23 protein-coding genes and 1 pseudogene are annotated in these 25,222 nt (G+C 65.8%); 13 read left to right on the top strand and 11 right to left on the bottom strand.

Going from position 1 to position 25,222, the window contains the following annotated elements:
• Positions 1-34: 34 nt before the first annotated feature.
• The 4 genes from G7Z99_RS03920 to G7Z99_RS03905 all read left to right on the top strand — a co-directional run bounded on the left by G7Z99_RS03920 (position 35) and on the right by G7Z99_RS03905 (position 5,218).
• Positions 35-856, top strand: a complete 822-nt coding sequence (locus G7Z99_RS03920) for an ABC transporter substrate-binding protein (RefSeq protein WP_181092245.1) — start codon at positions 35-37, stop codon at positions 854-856.
• Positions 853-1,668: an amino acid ABC transporter permease gene (locus G7Z99_RS03915; protein WP_181092243.1), complete on the top strand. Its 816-nt coding sequence runs from the start codon at positions 853-855 to the stop codon at positions 1,666-1,668. Before G7Z99_RS03920 ends, G7Z99_RS03915 begins: the two co-directional genes overlap by 4 nt.
• A 355-nt stretch (positions 1,669-2,023) precedes the next feature.
• Positions 2,024-3,754 (top strand): methyl-accepting chemotaxis protein, encoded by a 1,731-nt coding sequence (locus G7Z99_RS03910; RefSeq protein ID WP_375139132.1) that lies wholly within the window; start codon positions 2,024-2,026, stop codon positions 3,752-3,754.
• Positions 3,755-3,871: 117 nt separating this feature from the next.
• Positions 3,872-5,218 carry a J domain-containing protein gene (locus G7Z99_RS03905; protein ID WP_181092239.1) on the top strand — a complete coding sequence of 449 codons (1,347 nt, stop codon included), beginning with the start codon at positions 3,872-3,874 and terminating at the stop codon, positions 5,216-5,218.
• Positions 5,219-5,651: 433 nt separating this feature from the next.
• Here G7Z99_RS03905 and G7Z99_RS03900 read toward each other — a convergent pair whose 3' ends face one another.
• Positions 5,652-6,677 (bottom strand): NAD(P)H-quinone oxidoreductase, encoded by a 1,026-nt coding sequence (locus G7Z99_RS03900; RefSeq protein WP_181092237.1) that lies wholly within the window; start codon positions 6,675-6,677, stop codon positions 5,652-5,654.
• Between the two features lie 91 nt (positions 6,678-6,768).
• Entirely contained in the window at positions 6,769-7,695 is a 927-nt protein-coding gene (locus tag G7Z99_RS03895; RefSeq protein WP_181092235.1) for an AEC family transporter, read from the bottom strand.
• A 272-nt stretch (positions 7,696-7,967) separates the two neighbouring features.
• Between G7Z99_RS03895 and G7Z99_RS03890 the strand changes: the two genes are divergently transcribed.
• A complete protein-coding gene (locus G7Z99_RS03890) occupies positions 7,968-8,558 on the top strand; it encodes a glutathione S-transferase family protein (RefSeq protein WP_181092233.1) in 591 nt (196 codons plus the stop codon).
• On the opposite strand, the gene G7Z99_RS03885 is transcribed toward G7Z99_RS03890, so the two are convergent.
• Positions 8,555-9,076, bottom strand: a complete 522-nt coding sequence (locus tag G7Z99_RS03885) for a beta-carotene hydroxylase (protein WP_181092231.1) — start codon at positions 9,074-9,076, stop codon at positions 8,555-8,557. The genes G7Z99_RS03890 and G7Z99_RS03885 overlap by 4 nt on opposite strands.
• A gap of 407 nt (positions 9,077-9,483) precedes the next feature.
• Here G7Z99_RS03885 and G7Z99_RS03880 point away from each other — a divergent pair, with 407 nt between their 5' ends.
• A complete protein-coding gene (locus tag G7Z99_RS03880; protein WP_181092229.1) occupies positions 9,484-10,194 on the top strand; it encodes an MgtC/SapB family protein in 711 nt (236 codons plus the stop codon).
• Between the two features lie 2 nt (positions 10,195-10,196).
• On the opposite strand, the gene G7Z99_RS03875 is transcribed toward G7Z99_RS03880, so the two are convergent.
• The 4 genes from G7Z99_RS03875 to G7Z99_RS19815 all read right to left on the bottom strand — a co-directional run bounded on the left by G7Z99_RS03875 (position 10,197) and on the right by G7Z99_RS19815 (position 13,084).
• Complete coding sequence (locus G7Z99_RS03875) at positions 10,197-11,654, bottom strand: sensor domain-containing diguanylate cyclase (protein WP_258196952.1); 1,458 nt, start codon at positions 11,652-11,654, stop codon at positions 10,197-10,199.
• 124 nt (positions 11,655-11,778) lie between these two features.
• A complete protein-coding gene (gene xth, locus G7Z99_RS03870; protein WP_181092225.1) occupies positions 11,779-12,579 on the bottom strand; it encodes an exodeoxyribonuclease III in 801 nt (266 codons plus the stop codon).
• A 4-nt stretch (positions 12,580-12,583) separates the two neighbouring features.
• Complete coding sequence (locus tag G7Z99_RS03865; RefSeq protein WP_181092224.1) at positions 12,584-12,826, bottom strand: hypothetical protein; 243 nt, start codon at positions 12,824-12,826, stop codon at positions 12,584-12,586.
• Between the two features lie 126 nt (positions 12,827-12,952).
• Positions 12,953-13,084, bottom strand: a complete 132-nt coding sequence (locus G7Z99_RS19815) for a hypothetical protein (RefSeq protein WP_258196942.1) — start codon at positions 13,082-13,084, stop codon at positions 12,953-12,955.
• A 16-nt stretch (positions 13,085-13,100) separates the two neighbouring features.
• Between G7Z99_RS19815 and G7Z99_RS03860 the strand changes: the two genes are divergently transcribed.
• Positions 13,101-13,367, top strand: a complete 267-nt coding sequence (locus tag G7Z99_RS03860) for a hypothetical protein (RefSeq protein ID WP_181092222.1) — start codon at positions 13,101-13,103, stop codon at positions 13,365-13,367.
• A gap of 41 nt (positions 13,368-13,408) precedes the next feature.
• Here G7Z99_RS03860 and G7Z99_RS03855 read toward each other — a convergent pair whose 3' ends face one another.
• On the bottom strand, positions 13,409-13,588 hold the full coding sequence (locus G7Z99_RS03855; RefSeq protein WP_181092220.1) for a DUF6021 family protein: 180 nt from the start codon (positions 13,586-13,588) through the stop codon (positions 13,409-13,411).
• Positions 13,589-13,643: 55 nt separating this feature from the next.
• Positions 13,644-14,660, bottom strand: a complete 1,017-nt coding sequence (locus G7Z99_RS03850) for a DNA-binding protein (protein WP_181092218.1) — start codon at positions 14,658-14,660, stop codon at positions 13,644-13,646.
• A 406-nt stretch (positions 14,661-15,066) separates the two neighbouring features.
• On the opposite strand from G7Z99_RS03850, the gene G7Z99_RS03845 reads away from it, so the two are divergent.
• The 6 genes and pseudogenes from G7Z99_RS03845 (at position 15,067) to G7Z99_RS03825 (ending at position 22,557) form a co-directional block, all read left to right on the top strand.
• Positions 15,067-16,665, top strand: coding sequence for a histidine kinase famiy protein (locus G7Z99_RS03845; protein WP_181092216.1), 1,599 nt, complete (start codon positions 15,067-15,069; stop codon positions 16,663-16,665).
• A 133-nt stretch (positions 16,666-16,798) separates the two neighbouring features.
• Positions 16,799-17,575, top strand: a pseudogene (locus tag G7Z99_RS20100) (PAS domain-containing protein); the annotation flags it as partial.
• Positions 17,555-18,115 carry a methyl-accepting chemotaxis protein gene (locus G7Z99_RS20095; protein WP_375139134.1) on the top strand — a complete coding sequence of 187 codons (561 nt, stop codon included), beginning with the start codon at positions 17,555-17,557 and terminating at the stop codon, positions 18,113-18,115. The pseudogene G7Z99_RS20100 and the gene G7Z99_RS20095, both read left to right, overlap by 21 nt.
• Before the next feature lie 132 nt (positions 18,116-18,247).
• Positions 18,248-18,943, top strand: coding sequence for a type 1 glutamine amidotransferase domain-containing protein (locus G7Z99_RS03835; protein WP_181092212.1), 696 nt, complete (start codon positions 18,248-18,250; stop codon positions 18,941-18,943).
• Positions 18,944-19,188: 245 nt separating this feature from the next.
• On the top strand, positions 19,189-21,480 hold the full coding sequence (locus tag G7Z99_RS03830; RefSeq protein WP_181092210.1) for a putative bifunctional diguanylate cyclase/phosphodiesterase: 2,292 nt from the start codon (positions 19,189-19,191) through the stop codon (positions 21,478-21,480).
• A gap of 102 nt (positions 21,481-21,582) precedes the next feature.
• Positions 21,583-22,557, top strand: coding sequence for a site-specific integrase (locus tag G7Z99_RS03825; protein ID WP_181092208.1), 975 nt, complete (start codon positions 21,583-21,585; stop codon positions 22,555-22,557).
• A 149-nt stretch (positions 22,558-22,706) separates the two neighbouring features.
• Here G7Z99_RS03825 and G7Z99_RS03820 read toward each other — a convergent pair whose 3' ends face one another.
• Together G7Z99_RS03820 and G7Z99_RS03815 are read right to left on the bottom strand one after the other, a co-directional pair.
• Positions 22,707-23,849, bottom strand: coding sequence for a glycerate kinase (locus G7Z99_RS03820; RefSeq protein ID WP_181092206.1), 1,143 nt, complete (start codon positions 23,847-23,849; stop codon positions 22,707-22,709).
• A gap of 113 nt (positions 23,850-23,962) precedes the next feature.
• Complete coding sequence (locus G7Z99_RS03815; RefSeq protein WP_181092204.1) at positions 23,963-25,060, bottom strand: sugar diacid recognition domain-containing protein; 1,098 nt, start codon at positions 25,058-25,060, stop codon at positions 23,963-23,965.
• Positions 25,061-25,222: the final 162 nt, after the last annotated feature.

The raw sequence follows: 25,222 nt of genomic DNA, 5'->3' as shown, positions 1-25,222 counted from the left end.
AATTCATTTTTGGCCAAAACTTTCAGGTGGTTACATGCGTTTTTCTTCCTTGCTGAGCACTGGGCTCGTTTTGTTCGCCGTCGCCTCGCAGGCCCATGCGGGCGCGACCCTCGACCGTGTCGAGTCACGCAAGGAGATGGTCAACGTCCTGATGGAAAGCTACCCGCCCTTTTCCTTCCTCAACGACCAGAACCAGCTCGACGGTTTCGACGTCGACGTGGCCAAGGCGGTGGCCGAGAAACTGGGCGTCAAGCTGCGCCTGGAAACGCCGTCGTGGGACGTCATCGCGGCGGGCCGCTGGAGCGGGCGCTACGATGTGTGCATCTGCTCGATGACCCCGAGCAAGGCACGCGCCGAGGTCTTCGACTTCCCGGTGCAGTACTACGCATCGCCGGCGGTGATCGTGGTCAACGCCCAGGACGACCGTATCCACTCGGCCAAGGACCTGAACGGCCGCAAGGTCGGCCTGACCAGCGCCTCCAGCTACGAAAGCTACCTGAACAAGAACCTGGTGATCGAGGGCGCCGAGGACACCCAGCTCGACTATCCCTTCGACGTCGTGCAGGCCGCCCCCTACGACACCGACAACGTGGCCTTCCAGGACCTGGGCCTGGGTGCAGGCGTGCGGTTGGACGCGGTGCTCACCAATCTGGTGACCGCGCAGCCGCGCCTGAACCAGGACAAGCGCTTCAAGCTCGCGGGCGCTCCACTGTACGAGGAGCCCAACTCGGTGGCCATCGAGAAAGGCGACCCTGAATGGGATGCCAAGCTGCGCGAGGTGTTCGCCGCGCTCAAGGCCGACGGCACCTTGGCGGCGCTGTCGCAGAAGTGGATCGGCGCCGACATCAGCAAATGAGTGCGCGTCTACCCTCCTCCAAGCCCGCCGCGTCCGCGGCGTGGCTGTTCGGTTTCCGTGCGCGGCTGTGCCTGACCTGGCTGGCGCTGTTCGCGGTGTTCGTGATGTTCTTCCTGAGCTTCGACCTGAAGTTCTCGATCATCCTGGAGAAGTTCCCCAACCTGGCCGGTCTGCGCCTGGGTCCCAACGGGTTCCTGCAAGGCGCGGCGCTGACGGTGTTCCTGTGCCTGTGCTCGATCGCCGCCTCGGTGCTGCTGGGCTTTGCCGTCGCCCTGGCACGGCTGTCGCGCAGCGCGGTACTGGTGGGGGTGGCCAGCTTCTACACCTCGTTCTTCCGCGGCACGCCACTGCTGATCCAGATCCTGCTGATCTACCTGGGCTTGCCGCAGGTCGGCGTGGTGCCGGGCGCGATCAGTGCCGGCATCCTTGCCTTGTCGCTGAACTACGGCGCCTACCTGAGCGAGATCTTCCGCGCCGGCATCCTCGGCGTGGCGCAGGGTCAGCGCGAGGCGGCCCTGGCCCTGGGCCTGCGACCGGCACAGATCTTCTGCCACGTGACCCTGCCCCAGGCCATGCGGGTGATCATCCCGCCAACCGCCAACCAGTTCATCTCGATGCTCAAGGACTCGTCGCTGATCTCGGTGATGGGCGTCTGGGAAGTCATGTTCCTGGCGCAGTCCTATGGGCGCTCGAGCTACCGCTACCTGGAGATGCTGACGACGGCCGCGGTGATCTACTGGGTGCTGTCGATGGCCATGGAGTTGCTGCAGGCGCGGTTGGAACGGCATTACGGGCGGGCTTACCAGCGCTGAACAGGTTCCGTCGCAGGTAAGCTTGCGCAGTATCTGTATGGGCCTTTCAGACCCAATCGCGGCCGGTCCGGCGCCCCGGCAGGGGGCCACTCACCTGTAGTCACACCGCGGGGTTGCAGGCTATCGCGGTCACCAGTGGGAGCGGCCCCCGTGCCGCGATTGGGCCCGCAGGGGCCATAAAACCAGCGATTCCGCGTATCAGAAAAGCCTGTGTTGATAGCGCCCCACTCAAAGCTGTTGCACAGCCCTCCATGAGCGAACTGCCGCTTCAGATCCAGGCCCTGTTTTCCCCCTCACCTTTCTCTACATAGCCTTCCTTTATCGCCATAGTGCGAAGGATCAATTCGCGCGCGGCATGGTCACTAAGTACTATCGCTTTGCCATTATCTGGCTTTTTGCCATTTCTCGGCCCGGCACCTTCAAAAGTCCCTCAGGTTTTCCAGGCATGAACAGATCACTCCCCCTCGCCACCCGTATCGGCCTTGGCTTCGCCGCCATCGTCTCGCTGCTCGTTCTGGTTACCGCCGTCGGTATCCAACGGGTCGGCTTCATCGATTCGACGCTGGAGCATGTCAGTGAAAACGCGGCCAAGATCCAGCGTTACGCGATCAACTTCCGTGGCAGCGTGCACAACCGGGCGATCGCCATCCGCGATGCCGTGCTGGTCGACAACGACCGCGACCTGGCGCGCCACCTGAACGAAATGACCGCTTTGGAGAACGCCTACACCGAGTCCGCCGGCCCCATGGACCAGCTTTTTGCCGCGCGCGGCGTGTCGCCCCAGGAGCAGCAGCTGCTGCACGCCATCAAGGCGATCGAGGCGCGTACCCTCGCCTCGTCCAAGGCCGTGCTCGATCTGCGCCGGGCCGGCGACATCGCGGGTGCTCAGGCCTTGCTGCTGCGCGAGACGTCGGGCGACTACAGCGAATGGCTCGACCGGGTGAACGCGCTGATCGACCATGAGGAAGCATCGATCAAGCAGCAGCTGGCCGACGTGCAGGCCACCGCCAGCCAATTCCGTGGGCTGATGCTCGGGGCGACCGGCGTGGCGCTGGTCCTCAGCGTCCTGCTGGCGATGGTGATCATGCGCTTCGTCCGGGCAACCCTGGGCGCCGAGCCGACCGAGGTCGGCCAGGCCATCGAACGGCTGGCCGCGGGTGACCTGTGCCAGCCGCTCGTCACGCGTTACCCCAACAGCGTCATGGGCGTGCTCAAGACTGCCCAGGACCGTCTGGCCGACACCATCGCCCAGGTTCGCCTCGCCGCCCAGGACGTCAACCGCTCCTCCGGCCAGCTGTCGCAGACCTCCAGCGCCAACAACGAGCAGATCGGCCTGCAGACCCACGAGACCGAGCAAGTGGCCACAGCCATCGCGCAGATGGCCGCCACGGTCAACGAAGTCTCTGGCTACGCCGCCCAGGCTGCCGAGGCGACGCGCCAGGCAGACCAGGAAGTCGAACAGGGCAACCGTCTGGTGGCAGGCACCACCACGGCCATCGAACAACTGGCCACGACGCTGGCCGACACCACCGAGACCGTGGAGCAGGTCTCGCGCCAGGGCGAGCGGATCGAGACGGTCATCGACGTGATCAACTCGATCGCCTCGCAGACCAACCTGCTGGCCTTGAATGCGGCGATCGAAGCGGCGCGCGCCGGTGAGCACGGACGCGGCTTCGCCGTGGTGGCCGACGAGGTACGCTCGCTGGCCAACCGTACGCAGCAATCGACCGAAGAGATTCGCGAGATGATCAGCGCCTTGCAGAGTGGCACCGAAACCGCCAGCCGGACCATGCGCAGCAGCTGCGAGCTGGCGGACTCGACGGTCACCCAGACCCGCGATGCGCAGCAGGCCCTGGCGCGCATCAGCCAGGAAGTCGGCGCCCTGAACGCGATGAACGCACAGATCGCCAGCGCTGCCGTGCAGCAGAGCGCTGTGGCCGAGGACGTGGCGCAGAACCTCAACCGGATTCACGGCTCGACGGTGCAATCGGCCAGTGGTTCGCGGCAGGTCGCCTCCGCCAGTCAAGAATTGACCGAACTGGCCGATCGACTGACTGAAAAAGTCGCGATGTTCAAGGTCCGGTAAGCGCAGGATCGACGCCCTGGCCCGCCGATGCACCGGGCCAGGCGCCGGCCGGTACGCGCTGCCCTGGCCGCATTGCAGTAGAATAGGCAGTCGACGCACAGCGTAATGGGACGGTGAATGAGCGCCAATGACCCTCTGGGTTACTACCAACTGCTCGGGTTGCAACCGGGTGCTACACCGCAAGACATCAAGACCGCGTATCGCCGACAGGCCATGGCCCTGCACCCGGACCGCAATCCCGGGCAAGACACCACACCTCAGTTCCAGACCCTCAACGACGCCTTCGCGACCCTGTCCGACCCTGTCGCCCGCGCCGCCTACGACGCCCGTGGCCCACAGCGGCAGGCGCCCAAGGCGCCACGCTCGGTCAGGCCCGAGCCCGTGCGCTGCTCGCGTTGCGCCAAGGTCTCGGCGCAGCCGCGCGTGGTCGTGCTGCGTTCGGTCAGGAGCTTTCTGCTGCTGACGATGCGCAAGCCGGTCGCGGGCATCTTCTGCAGCGATTGCGCCCGACGCCTGGCGCTCAAGGCCTCGGCCACCACGTGGCTGCTGGGCTGGTGGGCGGTGCCGTGGGGGCCGATGTACTCGCTGCAGGCGTTGTTCGAGAACATGCTCGGTGGCGATCAGCCCGCGCTGGACAACGCCCGGTTGCTGGCCTATCAGGCCAACTACTTCCAGACCAAGGGCCGGCACGACATCGCCTATGCAGTGGCCAGCGACGCGCTGAAGTTCTGTGCGAAGATCCGCCCGACGTCGCGCCAGACCGGGTTGATGCACGAGCGCGACGACCTGCGCATCCGGCTCACGACCTTTCTCGACGCCTTGAAGCCGGCGGCCCCGGCAGCGCCGCTGAAGAACAGCTGGCGGATCCTCAACCCGCTGTTCCCGATCCATGCCACGGCCATGGGCCTGGGGATCGCCGCCCTCAGCTACGTCCTGGCGACGACGGTGTTCGACACCCCCAAGGCTGCGCCTGACGCCAACGATCAGTATTCGGTCCAGGTGCCGGCCGTCACGCCCCAGCTGTCGCTCGGCCTGCCGGCGCAACCGGCCTACACCATGCCCCAACGGGCGCCGAACGGTCAGCCATGGCCCCAAGGCGCCGGCTACCTCAAGGGCGAAGCGCAGACACGAACGGCCGGGTATTGCCAAGTCACCATCGACAATGGTGCCAACGATGCCGACATGCTGGTCAAACTGGTCTCGCTGGCCGGCGCCACGCCGCGCACGGCCCGCCAGATCTACGTACCCGCCCACGGCACGTTCACCATGAAGAACGTGCAACCGGGTCGATACGATGTGCGCTACCAGGATCTGCGCACCGGCCAACGCTCCCGCTCGCAGGCGATGACGTTGACCGAGAAGAAGACCGAACGCGGCATTGAGTACAGCACCCTGACCCTGACGTTGAGCCGGGTCAAAGGGGGCAACGTGCAGGTGTTCGACTTGCCGAAGGATGAGTTCTGAGGGGTGCGGGGGCGTACGTGTGAGGGGTTAGTGCCTACAGCGAGGGCAGCGGAGGCTGCACGGGCGCCATCGCGGGCAAGCCCGCTCCCACTGGCCCTCATTTCAGGCAACTGCCTGACATCAGCCTACTGACGAACCCCTCATTTCAGGCAACTGCTTGGTATCAGCCTACTGACGAACCCTGTGGGAGCGGGCTTGCCCGCGACAGGGCCGGTACATCCGCCTGAATTCAGCAGGCCAGTGCTTGGCCTGCTGATGATTCACAGCCGTGGAGCCCTACTGGCGCTCGCCAGGGTCTCTGCACGACAGCGCAGTACCGGGGGGCGGCAGGCGGACTCCCGTGACACGACGGTCCGTAATCCTGGGGTGTGACTGCAGGTGTGACGGCAGTCCTCGATGTATCCAAGCCACAGTGTACGCCCCCTGCCCTCGGTCAGACTTGCGCGTGGCCTGTGCCGTCCTTGATCACCTCGAGCACGATCTTGCCGATATGCGAGCCTTCCTCCATGCGTGCATGCGCCTGGCTCGCTTCGCCCAGGGCGAACACCTGATCGATGATCGGCAGACAGCGCCCCTGGGCCAGCAAGGGCCAGACGTGCGCCTCCAGGCTCTGGGCGATGGCCGCCTTTTCCTCGGCGCTGCGTGAACGCATCATCGAGCCGGTCACCTGGGCCTGCTTGTCGAGCAGTTTCATCAGCTTGAACCCGTCGATCGTGTCGCCCCCCAGGGTGCCGATGATCACCAGTCGCCCACGCCGCGCCAAGGCGGCCACGTTACGCTCGAAGTAGCTGCCGCCCATGATGTCGAGGATCGCATCCACGCCCTTGTCCTGGGTCGCGGTGGCGATGGCGTCGGCGAAGTCCACCTCGTGGTAATTGATGGCCTCGGCGCCCAGCGCGCGGATGCGCTCGCACTTGGTCTCGCTGCCGGCCGTGGAGAACGCCTTCACCCCGAGCGCGTCGCAGAGCATCAGCGCAGTGGTGCCGATGCCGCTGGTGCCGCCGTGCACCAGCACCGTCTCGCCCTTGCGGGCCTGGCCCAGCTGGAACAGGTTGGCCCAGACGGTGAAGAAGGTCTCCGGGATCGCCGCGGCCTCGATCATGCTCACGCCGGCCGGTACGGGCAGTACCTGCGTCTCGACGACGGTGCAGTACTCGGCGTAGCCACCGCCATTGGTCAGCGCGCATACCGCGTCGCCGACCTTGAACCGCGAAGCGTCAGGCCCGACGGCGACCACTTCGCCAGCCACTTCCAGCCCCGGCGACGGGCTCATGCCAGGCTTCATCGGGTAAGCGCCGGCACGCTGCAGCACGTCCGGGCGGTTGATGCCGGCGGCGTGCACGCGGATCAGCACTTCGTTCGCCTGGGGCGCGGGCGTGTCGGCGTCGGTCAGCGTAAGGACTTCCGGCCCGCCTGGGTGATCGATCTCGACGCGGCGCATGCGCTCGGGGTAGGACATGATGACTCTCCTGACGGTGAAAGGATGTGCAATGGACCGACCGCATGCGCGAGGCGTTCCGCCCGGCGCGGCGCCCGACCTGCACAGGGGCTCATATCACGCGGGAGGCAACGGCCATCACCGCAGGCAATGCCAGTGCCGCGAGCAGCGTCTGCCCGGCGATGATCCCGGCCATCAGCGGCGCATCGCCACCGAGCTGACGCGCCATGATGTAGGCCGAGGACGCCGTGGGCAGCGCCTGGAACACCAGTGCAGCCATCGCCGCATCGCCCTCGAGCCCGAGCAGCCGACACAACACGACGGTCACCACCGGCATCAGCAGGAACTTGAACCCGCAAGACACGGCGATCGGCGTCAGCCATTGCCTGACGGCACTGAGGTTCAATGCCGCGCCGATGCACAGCAAGCCCAGCGGCAAGGAGGCCTGCCCCAGTGCCTTGAGCGCCGGTTCCAGGCCCGGTGGCAGTGGCGCCTCGACCAGCCTGAACGCGCCCCCCAGGGCACAGGCGAGCAACAGCGGGTTCAGCGCCAGCTGCTTGAGCACGCCTCGCCAGGTGGCCCGCCCGCCGACGCCATAGCGGGCGAAGACCAGCACGCAAAGGATGTTCACCGTCGGTACGATGGCAGCGTTGGCGACCGCAGCCAGGGCGATGCCGTGCGCCCCGAACAGCCCGACGGCGGCCGAGACGCCGACGTAGTTGTTGAAGCGTACGCCGCCCTGGAAGACGGAGGTGAAGCCTGGGTCGTCGAAGGGCAGGCGCCGACGCGCCGCCCACAGCACCAGCGCGACCAGTGTGGTGGCGATCACCAGCACGCCCATCAGGCGCTCGACCGGCACCGCCTCCAGCCGCGCCGTGGCCAGGCCATGGAAGAGCAGCGCCGGCAGCAGCACGTAGTAGCCGAGCTTTTCGGCCTGGGGCCAGAAGGCCTCGGCGATCCAGCCGCTGCGGCGCAAGGCGACGCCCAGGGCGATCAGCAAGGCGACCGGCACCAGCGCCAGGATCAGCACGCCAGTCATCGCACCGGCCTGCCAGGCACGGACTGGATCAGCCACACCGCCTGTGGGCGGGTGTAGCGCAGGAAGACCTCTGGTTTCGCGTCAGGCATGGAAGGCTCGCGTGTCAGGAAAGCGCCCACGATACTCCCGCGCTTGTGTTGCGAACACTGGCCTCGAGGGCGCCCTGAAGGTCTACGTGCGACAGGATGACCCAGCACGCACGACATGGGTTTACACACCGGGACAGGCTCTGGATGATGGCGACCCGCTTCCAATGCCCTGGCCTGCCTTCCATGCACCTGTTCATCAGCTCCACCTCGCCTTTTGCGCGCATCGTGCGCATCCTGCTGCAAGAAAAGCAGCTTGCGCACGAAGCGATCATGGTCGACCCATGGTCACCGCCGCCGGCCCTGCGTGAGGCTAACCCGGCCTGCAAGGTGCCGGTGCTGATCGACCAAGGCGTCGCCATCAGTCACAGCCTGATGATCGTGCAGTATCTCGAATCTGCCTACCCTGAATGTGCCCTGCCGCCGGTCTCGGCCAACGAGACGGCCCAGACCGCCATGGCCTTCGTGGCCCTGGAGGCGTTTGCCTCCCTCATCATCGGCCGACGCTCGCGGGCAGATTTCGATGAATCGCCCGTAGGGCTGCGGCGACGCGACGGGTTGGCCGAGGCTTTGCGCCGTCTCGAGGCGCAACCACCCGCGCCGTTCGAGGGCGGTACGCCCAGCCTGCTGCAGACCGTGGTCGTGGTCCTGCTCGAGGCGGTGCGGTTTCGTTTCGACGATGCTGCCTGGGTGCCGGCCGTCCCCAGGCTGACGGCCTTGTGCACAGCGCTCGGGCAACGCCCGTCCTTTCAGGGCACGCGGCCGTTCATGGTCTAGCGCACGAGGCGCTCTGCCGATGCCCGCCGCTCGGGCACCGACGTTGCAGCGTGCGCAGCGCGGCGCTGCTCCCTGAGATGACGCCGCAAGACGGCCAACGGTGGCGCGTAGAAGAAGCCGAACGACACGCCCTTGCCATGCACCTGGCCACGGTGGTGCAGCCGATGCGCCAGGTGCAACCGACGCAGGTAGCCGTTCAGGGGCAGCAGGCGGCGCGGCCAGTGCCGGTGGAACAGCCCGTCGTGGAAGACGACATAGAGCACGCCGTACCCGGCCACGCCCAGCCCGACCCACTGCAACGCAGGATGGCCCGCCCGGCCCAGTAGCATCAGGCCACTGGCGATCAGGGCCAGGGCCAGCAGGTACAGGTCATTGGGCTCGAGCATGCCCAGCTGGGGCCGGTGATGCGAGCGATGCAGCCACCAGCCCCAGCCGTGCATGACGTGCTTGTGGGCCAGCGTGCCGACGCCCTCCATGGCCACGAGGGTGCCCAGCAGCACGGCGAGGTTGAACAGCATGGACGGTCCGTGAATGAGCGGCGAAAACGCCAAGGGTAGCATTGCCGGTTCGGCCTGCGTCCTTCGGTTGCGGTAAATCTTTGTCATGTTTCACGACTTGACCGATTTCCAGACGTTCTTTATCGTCCGCGCCGCCTCTGTATCGAGCCACAAGGAGCCTGTATTGGACAGTTCGTATCGGACAGTCACCCCCCTCGCGTGCGACAGGTCCGCACCGCCCGCCAGGCCAGCCTGCCACCCGTCACCCGTCTGAACGAGACGGGGGCGTCATCGGCCGACCTGGCCGACGCTTGCACCCTGCCCCCTCACCTCATCCGGTAGAGGGCGTTCGACCTCTCGCGCGTTCATCAACGATCGCATCGTCCACGGCGATGCCTGCGCGGGATCGCCCGCACGTGAGGTCCATCATGGAGTGGAAGCTCTTTCTGCTGCGCGTCGGCGCGGCCCTGGTCCTGGGGGCGCTGATCGGCGCCGAACGTCAACTGCGTCAGCGCCTCACCGGCCTGCGCACCAATGCCCTGGTCAGCACCGGCGCCTGCCTGTTCGTCCTGTTCACCCAGGCCGTGCCGGGCATGGTGCCCAGTGATGCCTCGCGCGTCGCGGCCTACGTGGTGTCGGGGATCGGTTTTCTCGGCGGCGGCGTGATCATGCGCGATGGCCTCAACGTGCGTGGCCTGAACACCGCCGCCACACTGTGGTGCACGGCGGCCATCGGCGTACTGTGCAGCCTGGGCCTGCTGACCGAAGCCCTGCTGGGCAGCCTGATGGTGCTGTGCGCCAACATCCTGCTGCGCGAGCTGGCGCAGCGCCTGGACCGTCAGGACGTCCTCCCGGCCCATGAGCAGGAACAGCGCTTCGACCTGCGCGTGGTATGCCGCAGGGGGGAAGACATTCACGTGCGCAGCCTGATGCTCCAGGGGCTGAGCGACCCAGGCCTGCGGCTGCAGGCGCTTCACAGCGAAACCGGGTCGGACCCTGCCTGCACCGAGGTGCGCGCCGAGATCGTCGGCAGCCCCCGGGCGCCGGCGCGCCTCGAGTCGCTGGTGAGCCGCATCGGCCTGGAGCCGGGCGTCAGCGTCGTGAGGTGGCAGCTGTGCACCTCGGCGAGCAGTGACTAGCCTCATGGCGCCTCGGCGACCCAGTAGCGGTCACGGCCCTGGCGCTTGGCGTGATAGAGCGCTTGGTCGGCCGCACCGGTCAGGGCTTCGGGCGGTGCCACCACCTGCCCTGGCAGGGCCACGGCGATCCCGGCGCTGAGCGTTACCTGGCCCAGAGGGCTGGCCGCATGCGCCAGGTGCAGATCACGTACCCGCTGGAGAACGTCATTGACCAGGCGCTCCGCGCCGGCCAAGTCGGTGTCGGGCAGCAGGAGTGTGAACTCTTCACCGCCATAGCGCACCGCCAGGTCGGCCGGCCGCTTGACGGCCGTGCGCAGGACGTCACCGATGCGCCGCAGGCACGCGTCGCCGGCCTGGTGGCCATAGTGGTCGTTGTAGAGTTTGAAGTGGTCGATGTCGAGCATGACCGCGGCGATCGCATACCCCTGACGTTGGGCACGTCGCACCTCATGGTCCAGCACCATGTCGAGCTGCCGCCGGTTGCCGAGCCCGGTCAGCCCATCGGACAGCGCCAGGTTTTCCAGGGCCTTGTTGGCCTGTTGCAGGGCATTTTCGAGCACCAGCCGTTCGCGCAACTGGCGCAACACCACCCAGCCGAAGGCTGCCAGACCAGACACCAGCAACAGCAGCACGATGGCGGTCTTGATCACATCGTGCCGCCAGGGCGCCATGATCGTGTCACGCGACAGCCCGGCTTCGACCAGCAAGGGATAACTGCTCAACGCCTTGTAGGCATACAACCGCCATGTACCGTCGACCACGGCTCGGGCCTCGGTGACGCCCTCGTCGGCATAGGGCAGGTGGTTGCGGAAGATTTCGCTGTCGACCAGGCTGCGCCCGACCTGACTGGCGATGAGGGGCCGACGCACCAGGATCGTACCATCGCGCTTGGCCAGCACCAGCGCCCCCCGCTCGTCGATCTCGAAGGCGCCGTAGTAACGCACGAACCAGTCCACCTTGATGGTGCCGAGTATCACCCCGGCGAAATGCCCGTCGGGGTACTCCAGGCGTCGCGAAATGGGGATGATCAGGTCGCCCGTGGAGCGGCTCTTGACCACCGAGCCGATCTGCACGCCTCGGTCACGGTGGTTGCGGTGGTAAGTGAAATAGGCCCGGTCGGCATTGTTGGCATCCTGGGGGATGACGTCCTTGTCCGTCACCACCCAGCGGCCCTGGGCGTCGTACACGAACAAGCCGTGCAGCTGCGGCATGATGCGCGCCTGCTGGTAGAGCGCCGCATGCAGGCGCTTGCGGTCGAGCTTGTCCAGGCCGTCGCCTTCGATGCGTTCGGCCAGGGCGGCGGTGACCACATCCACCTGGCGGATCGCATCGTCGGCATGCTGCGCCGTGGCCCGCGCCAGGTTGGAAACCGTCACTTCGGCGCTCTCGAAGGCGTGCCGGTAATCGCGCCAGATACGCCAGCCCTCGACCGCGACGAAGGTCAGCAGCACCACTGCCATGAAGCTCAGCGTCAGGCGAAACAGCGCAGCCGACCGCACCGGATCCGACAGCAACGTGTCGACGTCGTCAGGTGGGGGCGTGTGGGGTTGGCGACGGGTCGTCATGATCCACCTTGAGGCGCACCTAGACCGCGCGGCGCTTGCGGGTGCCCAGCTCGATCCAGGTGGGCGCATGGTCACTGGGGTGGGCTTCGTTGCGTACCCAGGCATCGACCCCTGCCGCTTTCAAGTACGGCGCGGCGGCGCGGTTGAGCAGCACGTGATCGATGCGCAGGCCGGCGTTGCGCTTCCAGTGATTGCGGAAATAATCCCAGAACGTATAGAGCCGGTCCTCGGGGTACTGCTGACGCAGCGCGTCGGTCCAGCCTTGTTCGAGCAAGGCGCGATAGCGCTCGCGTGACTCGGGCTGCAGCAAGGCATCCTTGCGCCAGGCGGTGGCGTCGTAGATGTCCTCGTCCGTGGGCACCACGTTGAAGTCGCCGGCCAGCACCACGGGATGCTCACTGTCGCACAAGGTGCGGGCATGGCGATTCAGGCAATCGAACCAGGCCAGTTTGTAGTCGAATTTCGGCCCTGGCTGTGGGTTACCATTGGGCAGGTACAAGCAGCCGACCACCACACCGTGCACGGCGGCCTCCAGGTAGCGGCTGTGCGGGTCTTCCTCCATGCCCGGCAGGCCGCGGCGAATCTCCAGCGGCTCGCACCCACGCCCCAGGATCGCCACGCCGTTCCAGGCCGCCTGGCCATGGTGCAGGCACCCGTACCCGCTGTTTTCGAGCGCTTCGCGCGGGAAGGCGCTGTCGGCGGCCTTGAGCTCCTGCAGGCACACGATGTCCGGTTGCTCACGCGCGAGCCAGGCGCAGAGCGCCTCCAGACGCGTACGAATGCCGTTGACGTTGAAGGTGGCGATCGTGAGCGCTTTCATGGGCTCAGGTGTCCGGATCGTCGACATGCGCCTGCACCGCCCGTTCGAGCGCATGGGCATGCGCAGCGTCGGCCAGGGCCTTGAGCGCCAGCCAGTCGTCCCAGTCGATGAGGCCGTCGTCGCGCAGGGCTTCGGCCATGCAGACCAGCGCACGGTGATAGGCGTCAGGGGACTCGCTCCGATAACTGACGTCATCGTACCGGGCGTACCAGGCCGCCAGTTCGGGAATCGTGCGTTCGATGCTCATGCAGCGCCTCCTGTGCAGGTCCGTCTGTTTTTCTGAGCCTGCTCGCCGGACGATCGTTCAACGCGATTGCCGAGGAGCGCCCCGCGCGGAAAAAATGAAAACTTTGGCGCCCAGGTGCGTTCAACCCTAGGTGACCCGGTGCAGGAGGCTGTCGATGTCGATCGCCACGCCCATTGCACGGTCCCACAGCGCCAGGTGACACAGGCTTTGCTCGACCGAGCCATCAGCGTCCAGGCGTGATCCGAATGCCGCATTCATCGACACGAGGTAATTTATGAGCAATGACGCACTGCAGGCCGAACTCCTCACCCGCTTGCTGCACGCCCATCCCCAGGGCCTGGGCAAGGAAATCCTCGACAACTACCGTGGCGAAAAGGCCGTCGCGGGCATGCTCAAGACGATGCAGGACCAGGGTCTGATCCACGCCGGCAGCGTCAGCGTCGAAGACCATGACATCAGTGTGACCTACCCGATCAAGCTGTCCTCGTCAGGGGTAGACGCTGCCAAGAGCGCCGAAGCCAAGACTCAGCTCGATACGTGAGGCAAGACGGGGCGTGCACGTCTGGTGCACGCCCCTTCAGGTCAGGCCTTCTTCTCGTGATCACGCGGTGGAATGGCCGGGCCTTCCGGGTCTACCTGAGGATCTTCCACATCCGGGGAGTCCGGATCGAAGCCCAGGTCGCTGCCTTTGTCCGCGTCTTGCGAGGAATGAGGGCCTTTATCGTGGCCGGTCGCCGGGCCTTTCGAATCGTGGTTGGACATGTGCGTTCTCCTGTGAAGGTCTACAGAAGAAACCCCCACGCTCAGGAAGTTTGATTTATCTGCCCGGCTCCACCGCAGCCTGCTTCGCCGCGTGCTCGGCAGCCAGGCGCGTCTCGCAGGTGTCGAGCCGTTCCTGCTGTTGCGCCACCTGACGCTCGAGCTGCACGAGGACCGTGTCCTGCCGGTGCGCCTCGGCTTGAAGCGTTGCAACCTGAACCTGGGCAGCCTCCAGTTGGCGACGCAGCTCCTCGGCGATCCCCTGACCTTGTGCCACCTGGTGAGTCAACCCTTGAATCTGGCCGTCCTTGCGCTCCAGCGCGTCGCGCAACTGATCCTGCGTCTTGGCGCCCTGCCGAGCGTCTGCCAGTAGGCGCTCGTTGTCCCGGTGCAACCGCGTCAACTCGTCCTGCTTGACGATCTGCGCCTGCTGCAGCTGACGCACCTCCATCTGCAACTGCTGCACCTGGGCTTCGTGGCGACGTTGTTCCTGTTCGCGCTGCTCACGCGTGGCGGCACGGTAATGCTCCAGGGCATCACGGGCATGCTGGTGCTTGTCTTCCAGCGAGCGGACCTGCTCGGCCTTGTCGGCCAGACGTACCTGCCATTCCCCCAGGGCCTGGTTGAGGCCGGCGTTGCGGGTCTGCTCGGTTTGCAGCGCCCGGGTGGTGGTCTCCAGTTCCTGCGCTTGGGCAGCCAGCGCCTCCGCCTGGATGGTCACTTGCCGCTCGGCACTTGCCTGCGCCAGGCGAGCGGCCTCGAGCGCGGTGTTCAGCGTGGCCTGGCGTTCCTCGAAGTCCAGGTGCGCGGCCCGTACCTGGGCGTCCGCTTCCTGCAGGAGCTGGGTCGACAAGTCCTGAACGAGCCGGCCCAGGCGATCGCCCAGGTAGGCGTCAGCGTCTCTCGGGGCGGACGCCTGGTCCTCGAGTTCCTTCAGGTAGCGATGAATCGTGGTTTTCGAACCCGTATTACCCATTTCGATGCGTACGGCATCGATGCTGGGGTGTTCGCCTCGGTCGAGCAGCGCCTGGCGGGCGTGCTGCACGAGGGCCTTGTTGATGCCACCTCTGGCCATGACGGCTCCTACGATTTCGTATTGTGGTACGTATTATGTATTTATGTACAAAAATGACAATGGATTTGTTCGTTTTCTCTTAAGAATTGAGAAAGGATAATCACGGCTTATCACATCTTAAGTCCGATTTGGGTCGTCTTAGAGGTATGAGTCAGTACGTTTGGCAGGGATCAGACGGGAGATGGCCGGATTCTGTGGTCAGGCGATGGCACTGGTGCCTACATGGGCGTGGAACTGCGGCATCGAAAGCCAAGGTGGCTGATGACTGATGCCACGAGACCGCCTGCTTCTGCGAACCACATCGGCTCGGCACCGGGACGGGGATTTTCGCAGGGGACGCTAAACGTTTGCCGCGCCGCACGTTCAAAGCGCCCATGCGCCCTACTTTTTTCTGGAGTCTGCTCACGTGAGCGATAAAGTCCGTGTCGATAACGCTGCCAGCGCCAACCTCAAACAACCGCACAAGGACGTGTTCTTCGCAGCGGTAGAAACGACGCGCATGCCGATGATCGTGACCGACCCGAATCATTCGGATAATCCGATCATCTTCGCCAACAACGCGTTTCTCGAGATGACCGGATACGCCTTGGACGAAATCCTCGGCGAGAACTGCAGGTTCCTGCAGGGCCCGGACACGGACCGGTCGGTGGTCGACGCCGTACGCGAGGCCGTGGCCAACAAGGAGGACATCGCCACCGAGATCCTGAACTACAAGAAGGACGGATCGAGCTTCTGGAACGCGCTGTTCATCTCGCCGATCCATAACGACAATGGCGACCTGATCTACTTCTTCGCCTCCCAGCTCGACGTGAGCCGCCGCCGCGACGCCGAAGACGCCCTGCGCCAGGCGCAGAAGATGGAAGCGCTCGGCCAGTTGACGGGCGGCATCGCCCACGATTTCAACAACCTGCTGCAGGTCATGGGCGGCTACCTGGGCCTGATCGGCTCGGCGGTCGACAAGAGCACCATCGACGTGGCGCGGGTCAAGCGCAGTGTCGAGCATGCCCGCTCGGCAGTGGACCGGGCCAGCACCTTGACCAAGCAGCTGCTGGCCTTCGCGCGCAAGCAGAGCCTGCAGGGTCGGGTGCTTAACCTCAACCACCTGGTCTCCGACATCGAGCCCTTGATCGAGCGCACCTTTGGCGCCGAAGTGGCCGTGAGCTACGACCTGGAGCCCAACCTGCGCAACTGCCGGATCGACCCGACCCAGGCCGAGGTGGCGCTGCTGAACCTGATGATCAATGCGCGTGACGCGCTGATCGGGCGCGAGGCGCCACGCATCCTCATCGAAACCCGCAACATCGCGGTCAAGGACCTGGCCAGCGTGTCCTACGACGGCCTGCTGCCGGGCAACTACGTGAGCATCTCGCTGACCGACAATGGCATCGGCATGTCGGCCGACATCCGCGACCGGGTCATGGACCCCTTCTTCACCACCAAGGAAGAAGGCAAGGGCTCGGGGCTCGGTCTTTCGATGGTGTACGGGTTCGCCAAGCAGTCGGGCGGCGCGGCGCGCATCTACACCGAAGAGGACGTCGGCACCACCTTGCGGCTGTACTTCCCCGTGGACGATGCCGGCGTGATCCATCAGGACCCGGTGCGCGCCGTCGACCGCAAGTCGGGCAGCGAGAAGGTCCTCATCGTCGAGGACCGGCCGGACGTTGCCGAGCTGGCGAAGATGGTGCTGGAAGACTACGGTTACAGTGCCGACATGGTGCTCAACGCGCGTGAAGCGCTCAAACGCTTCGACACCGGGCATGACTATGACCTGCTGTTCACCGACCTGATCATGCCGGGTGGGATGAACGGGGTGATGCTGGCCCGGGAAGTGCGTCGTCGCTACCCGAAGATGAAGATCCTGCTCACGACCGGTTATGCGGAAAACTCGCTGGAGCGTACGGACCTGGGGGGTTCGGAGTTCGAGGTGATCTCCAAGCCCTGCATGCCCCACGACCTGGCCCGCAAGGTCCGGCAGGTACTCGACGGGCCCAATGGCGTGGCATGAGCCGGTGAAATCGACGTAGCGCCCTACCGTTCGGCGCTGCGTCGTGCCAGGCGGATCCAATTTGTCGGTAGACCCCTCAAGGATCGACGCTGCATGGCCGATAAGCCGTGCATGTCATAGCAGGTAGCTCATCATGTTCAATACCCGACTCAAGGATACGATCGCCGCCCAAGCCGCCGAGCTGGCCGAGTTGCGGCAGCTGCGCGAGGGCCTGCAGCGTGAAATGCTGACGGTCAGCATCGACCCGGCGTTCATCATCCTGGCGTGCAACGCGCACTTTGCCCAGGCGCTGGGCTATCGCCAGGACGAACTGATCGGTCGCTCGATGGACGCCATCGTGCCGACCTACGTCTCGAAGCTGCCCTGCTATCACAAGTTCCGCGCTGCCATCAGCGCTCGCCAGTCGATCACCGACGAATACCGTTACCTGCATGCCGATGGGTCGCTGGTCTGGCTGCATGCTCATTGGCAGCCGATCCTGGCCGACAGTGGCGAGGTGAAGCAGATGATCTGCCATGCCACCAACATCACCCGGCGACTGGAAAAAGCGTCCGAAAACACATCGTTCATCGACGCCCTGCTGCGCTCCACGGCGGTCATCGAGTTCGACCTCGACGGCAAGGTCGTCATGGCCAACGAGCAGTTCCTCCGGGCCATGGGGTACACCCTGGCTCAGATCAAGGGCCAGCACCATCGGATCTTCTGCACGCCCGAAGAGTCGGGGGCGCCGGCTTATCAAGCCTTCTGGGACACGCTCAAGCGTGGTGAATTCGTTGCCGGGCGTTTCAAGCGGATCGACAGCCATGGCCATGTGGTCTGGCTCGAGGCGACCTACAACCCGGTCTACGACACCGAAGGCAACCTCTGCAAGATCGTCAAGTTCGCCACCGTGGTGACCGAGCAGGTGGCCCGCGAGCAGGAAATCAGCGAGGCGGCGAACACGGCCTTCGGCATCTCCCGCGACACCGACGTCGCCGCCCAACAGGGCGCCGTGGTGGTCAACGACACCGTGCAGACCATGCAGAAGATCGCCGACGACATGCAGCTGGCGTCCACCGGCGTCGAGGCACTGGGGCGTCAATCGCTGCTGATCAACTCGATCATCCAGACCATCGGCAGCATCGCCCAGCAGACCAACCTGCTCGCGCTCAACGCGGCCATCGAAGCGGCGCGCGCCGGCGAGCAAGGCCGCGGGTTCGCGGTGGTGGCCGACGAGGTTCGACAACTGGCCGGGCGCACCAGCACGGCGACCGAGGAAATCGCCGCGGTCGTGCTGCAGAACGGCAAGCTGGTAGAGAAGACCATTCAGGACATGTCCAACAGCAAGCGCGAAGCCGAGCAAGGGCTGGAACTGGCCGGTCAGGCGGGCAAGGTCATCGTGGACATTCGCGAGGCAGCCCGTCAGGTGGTCGATGCGGTCGGCCGGTTCAGCACGCACCTGGGCAGTTGAGTGGGCCGTGGCACGTGCCGGCATGACCGCTCGATCGAGTGACGCCACTGAACGTCTTCAGTGAGCCGGCCTCTGACACTCATGCAGGGCGAGCGACGCGCTGCCTCATGAATGTTTGGAGGATAGGCTCACATGAAGATCCTGATGGTGCTCACATCTCACGACCAACTGGGCGATACCGGCAAGCAGACCGGCTTCTGGCTCGAGGAGTTCGCGGCGCCCTACTACGCGTTCGCCGATGCCGGCGCCGAGATCACCCTGGCATCGCCCAAGGGCGGGCAACCACCGCTCGATCCGAAGAGCGACGAAGCCGATGCACAGACCGACCACACCCGTCGCTTCCAGAGCGATGCCCGCGCGAAAGAGGCGCTGGCCAACACGTTCCCATTGGGTGAAGTGGACCCGTACGATTTCGATGCCGTGTTCTACCCTGGCGGTCATGGCCCGCTCTGGGACCTGGCCAAGGACAAGGACTCGATCACCCTGCTCGAATCGTTCTATGCCTCCAACAAACCCATTGGCACGGTGTGCCATGCCCCCGCTGTGCTCAAGCACGTGAAGGCGCCCGATGGGCACCCAGTGGTCAAGGGCAAGCGTGTCACCGGGTTCAGCAACAGCGAAGAAGAAGCCGTAGGCCTGACCACAGTGGTGCCTTTCCTGGTGGAAGACATGCTCAAGGCCAAGGGTGGTGACTACTCCAAGGCTGACGACTGGACCAGCTACGTGGTCGAGGATGGGCATCTGGTCAGCGGGCAGAACCCGGCCTCTTCTGCGGCGGTTGCCGAGGCGCTGGTCAAGCGGTTGAAGAAAGAGCCCGGTATCGAGTGACGGGTACGATGGAGGCCGCTGTTGCATGCGGCTCTTTTGTAGCCAAAGGGGACCATTGAGTGGTCCCCTTTTTGCTTTTGCTTCTGATTACCTGCTTTTGTGGCACCAGTGATTTTTAAGGTGATGGTGCTTGTTTAATATCTATTCATACTGGGGTGGTATAAAAGGCACTGTGCCATCTGTCATCGTCCAGTCATTTCCCTGTCGTATCGTCCGGGCACTTCATCTCTTCGGGATCTCCAGCCGTGACCCAGCGTCGCCTGCTACATAACGGTCTTCTGCCGCTTCTTCTCTTGCTGTCGTGCACCGTCATGCTGGTGTTCCTGTGGGGCTCCTACTCCAGTCAACGCGCTTTGTCCCGCCAGGATGCGCTGGCGACCAAGGCCGCAGCGCACTTGAATCTGGCCAGCCTCGTCGCCGAGCAACTCGCGCAGACCCTGGAGCGCGCTCATGCATCAGGCGGCATCCCACAGACAGCGAGCACGGTGCGCCCTGGCCTGTCGCACGACCCGCTTCTGCAACTGACCGCGCTGTACGACCGCCAGGGACGACGGCTGCCTGGGCAGAGTACGCGGGCGCCCGAGCACTTGCCTGCCGCCTGGCTGGGCCAGGTGCGTCGTCACCTGGAACGCCGGGGCAGCGCGCCGTTGCTGCCCAACCAGCGATCGACATCGTTCCCGTTTCGATCGACCGCCCTGCCCTTCCTGCTGCCGCTCGCCGATGCGACAGGCCGGGTCGATGCCCTGCTGCTGGTGCAGCTCGACATCGCCTATTTTGCGCGGCTGTTTCGCCATGTCGATCTAGGCGAGACGGGCTTGATACGGCTGCTGCAGGAGGATGGCCAGGAGCGGTTGCGGATCGATACCCACGGGGTGGTCACCGAAGGGCAGCACCTGCTGCCTGACCTGCCGATCACCGACGACACGACCGGGCAACTGACGCAATACACCCAGGAGGGCACCTACCAGAGCCTGTTCCGCCGCACGCCAGAGCGTGGCATGAGCGTAGTGGTCAGCCAACGGCACGACGAGATCCTCGCGGCGCCGACCCAGGCCTACGCCCGGCAGTTCTGGTCGAACCTGGGCATCAGCGTGATGATCCTGGCCGGGCTGGGTTGGACCTTGCTGTTGCTGCACCGCCGACAGGACGCCTTCCATGCCCTCGAACAGGCCCAGCAGGTCAACCAGCAACTGATCGGCCGGCTCGAGGAAGAGCACCGACGCAGCAGCCATGCGGCGGCGACCGATCACCTGAGCGGGCTGCACAACCGTCGCCAGTTCGTCGAGCTGGCCAGCCAGACGCTGGTCCGCCAGCGCGGGCAGCGGCGCCTGATGGCGATCCTGTTCATCGACATGGACCGCTTCAAGTCGATCAACGACTCGCTAGGGCACAAGGTCGGTGACTTGCTGCTCCAGGCGGTCGCTGGCCGCATCACACGGTTGCTCGAACCGGGCGACGAGGCCTCGCGGTTCGGCGGCGACGAATTCGTCGTCCTGTTGGCCGGGCAACGCAGCGAAGACCAGATCACTGCGTGGGTGCGCGCCTTGGTCGACAAGTTGTCGGCGACCTATGCGCTGGATGGGCAGGAGGTCAATACCAGCCCCAGTGTCGGCGTCGCCATCTGCCCGCGCGATGGGCAAGACATCGACAGCCTGATTCGCCATGCCGACGCCGCGATGTATTCGGCCAAGCAGGCCGGCCGTGCCCAGTATCGGTTCTTCGACCCGTCGCTGAACCTGTCCGACATCCAGGCCTTCACCCTCGAGCAGGCGCTTGGCCAGGCCGTGGCCGAGCGGCAGTTCGTACTGCACTTTCAACCGCAGATCCGCCTCGATACGCTCCAGGTGACCGGCTACGAAGCCTTGGTCCGCTGGCAGCACCCTGCCTTCGGGCTGCTCTACCCCGATCGGTTCATCGGGGTCGCCGAACGCAGCGGTTTCATCGTCGCCCTGGGGTGGGAAGTCGTACACCTGGCGTGCGAAGCGCTGGCCGACTGGCGAGCCGAAGGGCAATCGGCGCGTCTGGCGGTGAACGTGTCCCCCATGCAGCTGTGGCAATCTGACTTCAGCGACCGCCTGCTCGACACGTTGGCGCAGTGGCAGGTCTCGCCCGAGCAGCTGGAGCTGGAAATCACCGAAACCACGGTGCTGGATCCGGAAGGCACGGCCATGGCGCACCTGCATCGCCTGCGGGCGGCCGGCCTGGGCATCAGCCTGGACGACTTCGGCCGGGGCTATGCCGGGTTCGCGCACCTGCAGTCGCTGCCCTTGAGCAAGCTCAAGATCGATCGGGCCCTGATCGCGCCGTTGTGCAACAGCCATGACGACAGCCCGATCGTCTCCTCGACCATCATCCTGGCCAAGCGCCTGGGCCTGGAAGTGGTGGCCGAGGGTGTCGAAACCCGCGAGCAGGTGGTCTGCCTCAAGCTGGCAGGCTGCGATGTCGCTCAGGGTTATCACTTCAGCCGCCCCCTGGCCCCGGCACAGCTGCGTCAGTACCCGCCATTCGCCGGCGCGCAACGCCTGGCTTGCGCCTAGACCAGTCGCGTGCAACCGGGTTGCCCGGCCGGGTCGATGGCTGGGCAGCGCGGTCAGGCTTGTTTATCCTGTGCGCTCGTTCCGCTCGACCTCGCCCTTCCCATGACCGATATCCAACGCTACGTTCAAGCGGCCACCCGCGACAATACCCGGCGCAGCTACCAGGCGGCCGTGGAGCACTTCGAGGTACAGTGGGGCGGTTTTCTGCCAGCGACCGCCGAGAGCATCGCCCGCTACCTGGCCGAGCACGCCGATCGCCTCGCGGTCAGCACCTTGCGTCAACGCCTGGCCGGCCTGAGCCAATGGCACCAGAGCCAGGGGTTTCCCGACCCGACCAAGGCACCGCTGGTCAAGCAGGTTCTTCGCGGCATTCGCACGCTGCACCCTGCCCCACCCCGGCAGGCGGCGCCGCTGCTGCTCGATCACCTGGCCAAGGCCACCGAAGCCTGTGAGCGCGAGGCCGAGCAGGCACGCGAGCACGGCGACCTGGGCACGCTGCTGCGGGCCCGACGCGACCAGGCGCTGCTGCTGCTGGGGTTCTGGCGCGGCGCGCGCGGCGATGAGCTGGCACGCCTGCAGGTCGAGCACATCCAGGCGCACGCGGGCAGCGGGCTGACCCTGTTCCTGCCCCAGAGCAAGGGCGACCGTCAGGCGCTCGGAGTGCAGCAACGCGTGCCGGCGCTCAAGACGCTGTGCCCCGTGCAGGCGTACCTGCGATGGATCGAGACGGCCGGCCTGGTACGGGGGCCGGTGTTTCGCAAGATCGACCGCTGGGGCAACCTGAGCGATCAGGCGCTCAACAGCAACAGCCTGATCGGGCTGTTGCGTCGTGTGCTGGAACGGGCCGACGTGCCGGCGGCGCTGTACACCGGGCACTCGCTGCGCCGCGGGTTCGCGACGTGGGCGACGGCCAATGGCTGGGAGTTGAAGGCTTTGATGAGCTACGTCGGCTGGAAGGACGCCAAGTCGGCCCTGCGTTATATCGATGCAGCGCAGAGCTTTGGCGAGCTGGCCGTCCTGCCTGGTGACCCGCGGTTGCTTCAGGAGCAGGCGTTGGTGGGGGTCGAGAAGGGATAGGGCCTGTTCAGCCCAGAATCTGGTGGGGTGGTATAGAAATACCCCTTTCTACCGATCACCCGTGGCTCGAAGGCGCCGGAAAGCGGCGTCACCACACTGAAGAACGGTCAGCCTTGATCGAGGCCGGCCGTTCGATGATCACGCGATCACTACCCCCCGCAGGCCGCCAGGCGCCAGAGCCGCACGATGTCCCCAGCACGCGCGCGCAGCAGGCGCTCGGCGTCGGTGCAGGCCTGCTCCAGGCTCATGGGGCCACTGGTCAAGGCGAAGGCTGCATCGATGCCATGGGCGTACAACTGCTCGTACCCCTCCCCCAGCGTGCCGGCGATCACCACCACCGGCACGCCGTGGCGCTTGGCGACCCGCGCCACGCCCAGGGGGGTCTTGCCGCGCAGGGTCTGGGCGTCGAAGCGCCCTTCCCCGGTGATGACCAGGTCCGCGCCGTCGACCAGCGCTTCGAGCCAGGCCAGCTCGGCCACCACCTCGACGCCTGGACGGAAGCGCGCCGCCATGAAGGCCTTGGCGGCGAAGCCCATGCCGCCTGCCGCACCGCACCCGGGGAACGCGCGCACGTCCTCGCCCAGCAGGTCGCGACAATGATCGGCGAAATGCCCGAGCGCCTGATCCAGGGCCTCCATCTGTTCGGGGCTGGCCCCTTTCTGAGGGCCGAAGATCGCCGACGCGCCGTGGGGGCCGCACAGGGGGTTATCGACGTCCGCAGCCACCTCGACCTGGACCTCGGCCAACCGCGGATCGAGGTCGCTGGCATCGATGCGTGCCAGTTTCGCCAAGGCCAGGCCGCCCTCTTCCAGCGGCTGCCCATCGGCGTCCAGCAGGCGCAATCCCAGCGCGCGGAGCATGCCGCTGCCGGCATCGTTGGTGGCGCTGCCCCCGATCGCCAGGACGATGCGCTGTGCCCCCGCCGCCAGGGCTGCGGCGATCAGCTCACCGGTGCCCCACGTGCTGCTGCGGCAGGCGTCCCGTTGGCCGGTCGGCAGCAACTGCAGCCCGCTGGCCTGGGCCATCTCGATGATCGCGGTGCGGCTCTGCGCCAACCAGCCCCAGCCTGCTTCGACCGCCTCGCCCAGAGGCCCGCGCACCGTCAGGTGTCGCAGCTCGCCCTGGCTGGCCGCCAGGATGGCTTCCATGGTGCCCTCCCCGCCATCGGCCATGGGGCATTCGATGCACTCGGCCTCGGGCCAGGCCTGGGTGATACCCTCAGCGATGGCCCGGGCGACCCCGGCAGCGTCGAGGCTGTCCTTGAACGAGTCGGGCGCGATGACGATCTTCATGGGTGGCTCCTTATCCAGATGAAGCGATGCTGACAGCAAGGCACGGGCAGCACCTCGGTCGGTTGCACAATCGCTCGCCAGGTTGTTTGGGCATTCGCTGCGCCGACGAGACCTCAGGCCAGAGGCAGCAGTTGCAAGGCCAGGTACAGGCCGAGCAGGCCTTCGAGCCGGAAGGGGTCGACCTCGCACAGCTCGGCGATACGCTCCAGGCGATACCGGAGGCTGTTGCGATGGATGCCCAGCGCTTCGGCACAGGCCTGGCTCTGGCCCTCGTGCGCGCACCAGGCGCGCAGGGTAGCGAGCAACTGGCCGCTGGCATCACGGGCGCTCAAGCGGCGCAGCGGCTCGAGCACCGCGTCGAGCGCTTCTCTGTCCGGGTGTCGCCATAGCATGGCCGGGATGCGGTAGCGGTGCAGCTCGAGCAGACGCTCGGTCGGCCGGACCTGCCGGCCATAGGCGCTCAAGTCTCCGACCCGCTGGTGCCCCTGGCGCAGCCGCTCCAGCGTGTCTGCCGGCGAGCCGATCGACAGCCGCTCCAAGGTCCAGCCATGCCTGCCCAGACGCTCGAGCAGGCGCTCGTCGTCCACGGCCACGCTTGCCAGACGGCACCACAGCAGGGTGTGCGCCCCGGTACTCAGGCACCAGCTGTCCGGGAAGCGGCTGAGCAGCCAACCGCTCAGGCCTTCGACGTGGGACTCGCTGCCCAGCTCGAGCAGGCAGGGAATGCGGGGCACGTGCGGCTTGAGCCCGAGCTGACGGGCCTCGTCGAGCAGGCGGGGCGTGTCCCCATGTCCGCCGAGCAGCAGCGCCAGCACGTCGTCGCAGCGTTGCCGCCGCCATTGCTGCTCCTGCTGCTGGTGACGCTGGGCAAGCAGCATTTCAGCCGTCATGCGCACCAGCTCGCCGAAGGTGCGCATGGTCGCCGGCTCGCCGGTCAGCCCCAGCACACCGACCAGCCGGCCATCGAGCAGCAGCGGCAGGTTGACACCAGGTTGCACGCCTTTGAGGCAACGGGCCGCCTCGACGTCGAGTTCGACGATGCGCGCGTTGGCCAGCACCAGTTGTGCGCCCTCGTGGCGCGTGTTGATGCGCTCCGGCTCGCCACTGCCCAGGATCAGCCCCTGGCTGTCCATGACGTTGACGTTGCAGGGCAGAATGGCCATCGCCCGGTCGACGATGTCCTGGGCCAGGTCATGGTCCAGTTCGAACATGATACGGTCCTTGCAGGAGGGGCATGCAGGAGGGGCATGCAGGCTGGCACTCGATGTGACGCCTGGGTTGGTCGCTCGCACAGCACGGCGCAGCGCCCACTGTGCAGCGGCACAAAGACAGCCGCGACACACTCCAAGAGACTCATGGGGCGAGCGTCGACG

The organism is Pseudomonas entomophila, assembly GCF_013523165.1.
In the GTDB taxonomy this organism is placed as follows: Bacteria; Pseudomonadota; Gammaproteobacteria; order Pseudomonadales; family Pseudomonadaceae; genus Aquipseudomonas; species Aquipseudomonas entomophila_A.
Note: the sequence above shows the minus strand (reverse complement) of the source record. Positions and strands in the feature narration are given on the sequence as shown.

Excerpts from the sequence above, each read along its gene's own strand:
- G7Z99_RS03920 (WP_181092245.1), top strand. The coding sequence starts at position 35 with ATGCGTTTTTCTTCCTTGCTGAGCACTGGGCTCGTTTTGTTCGCCGTC.
- G7Z99_RS03915 (WP_181092243.1), top strand. The coding sequence starts at position 853 with ATGAGTGCGCGTCTACCCTCCTCCAAGCCCGCCGCGTCCGCGGCGTGG.
- G7Z99_RS03910 (WP_375139132.1), top strand. The coding sequence starts at position 2,024 with ATGGTCACTAAGTACTATCGCTTTGCCATTATCTGGCTTTTTGCCATT.
- G7Z99_RS03905 (WP_181092239.1), top strand. The coding sequence starts at position 3,872 with ATGAGCGCCAATGACCCTCTGGGTTACTACCAACTGCTCGGGTTGCAA.
- G7Z99_RS03900 (WP_181092237.1), bottom strand. The coding sequence starts at position 6,677 with ATGTCCTACCCCGAGCGCATGCGCCGCGTCGAGATCGATCACCCAGGC.
- G7Z99_RS03895 (WP_181092235.1), bottom strand. The coding sequence starts at position 7,695 with ATGACTGGCGTGCTGATCCTGGCGCTGGTGCCGGTCGCCTTGCTGATC.
- G7Z99_RS03890 (WP_181092233.1), top strand. The coding sequence starts at position 7,968 with ATGCACCTGTTCATCAGCTCCACCTCGCCTTTTGCGCGCATCGTGCGC.
- G7Z99_RS03885 (WP_181092231.1), bottom strand. The coding sequence starts at position 9,076 with ATGCTGTTCAACCTCGCCGTGCTGCTGGGCACCCTCGTGGCCATGGAG.
- G7Z99_RS03880 (WP_181092229.1), top strand. The coding sequence starts at position 9,484 with ATGGAGTGGAAGCTCTTTCTGCTGCGCGTCGGCGCGGCCCTGGTCCTG.
- G7Z99_RS03875 (WP_258196952.1), bottom strand. The coding sequence starts at position 11,654 with ATGGCAGTGGTGCTGCTGACCTTCGTCGCGGTCGAGGGCTGGCGTATC.
- xth (WP_181092225.1), bottom strand. The coding sequence starts at position 12,579 with ATGAAAGCGCTCACGATCGCCACCTTCAACGTCAACGGCATTCGTACG.
- G7Z99_RS03865 (WP_181092224.1), bottom strand. The coding sequence starts at position 12,826 with ATGAGCATCGAACGCACGATTCCCGAACTGGCGGCCTGGTACGCCCGG.
- G7Z99_RS19815 (WP_258196942.1), bottom strand. The coding sequence starts at position 13,084 with ATGAATGCGGCATTCGGATCACGCCTGGACGCTGATGGCTCGGTCGAG.
- G7Z99_RS03860 (WP_181092222.1), top strand. The coding sequence starts at position 13,101 with ATGAGCAATGACGCACTGCAGGCCGAACTCCTCACCCGCTTGCTGCAC.
- G7Z99_RS03855 (WP_181092220.1), bottom strand. The coding sequence starts at position 13,588 with ATGTCCAACCACGATTCGAAAGGCCCGGCGACCGGCCACGATAAAGGC.
- G7Z99_RS03850 (WP_181092218.1), bottom strand. The coding sequence starts at position 14,660 with ATGGCCAGAGGTGGCATCAACAAGGCCCTCGTGCAGCACGCCCGCCAG.
- G7Z99_RS03835 (WP_181092212.1), top strand. The coding sequence starts at position 18,248 with ATGAAGATCCTGATGGTGCTCACATCTCACGACCAACTGGGCGATACC.
- G7Z99_RS03825 (WP_181092208.1), top strand. The coding sequence starts at position 21,583 with ATGACCGATATCCAACGCTACGTTCAAGCGGCCACCCGCGACAATACC.
- G7Z99_RS03820 (WP_181092206.1), bottom strand. The coding sequence starts at position 23,849 with ATGAAGATCGTCATCGCGCCCGACTCGTTCAAGGACAGCCTCGACGCT.
- G7Z99_RS03815 (WP_181092204.1), bottom strand. The coding sequence starts at position 25,060 with ATGTTCGAACTGGACCATGACCTGGCCCAGGACATCGTCGACCGGGCG.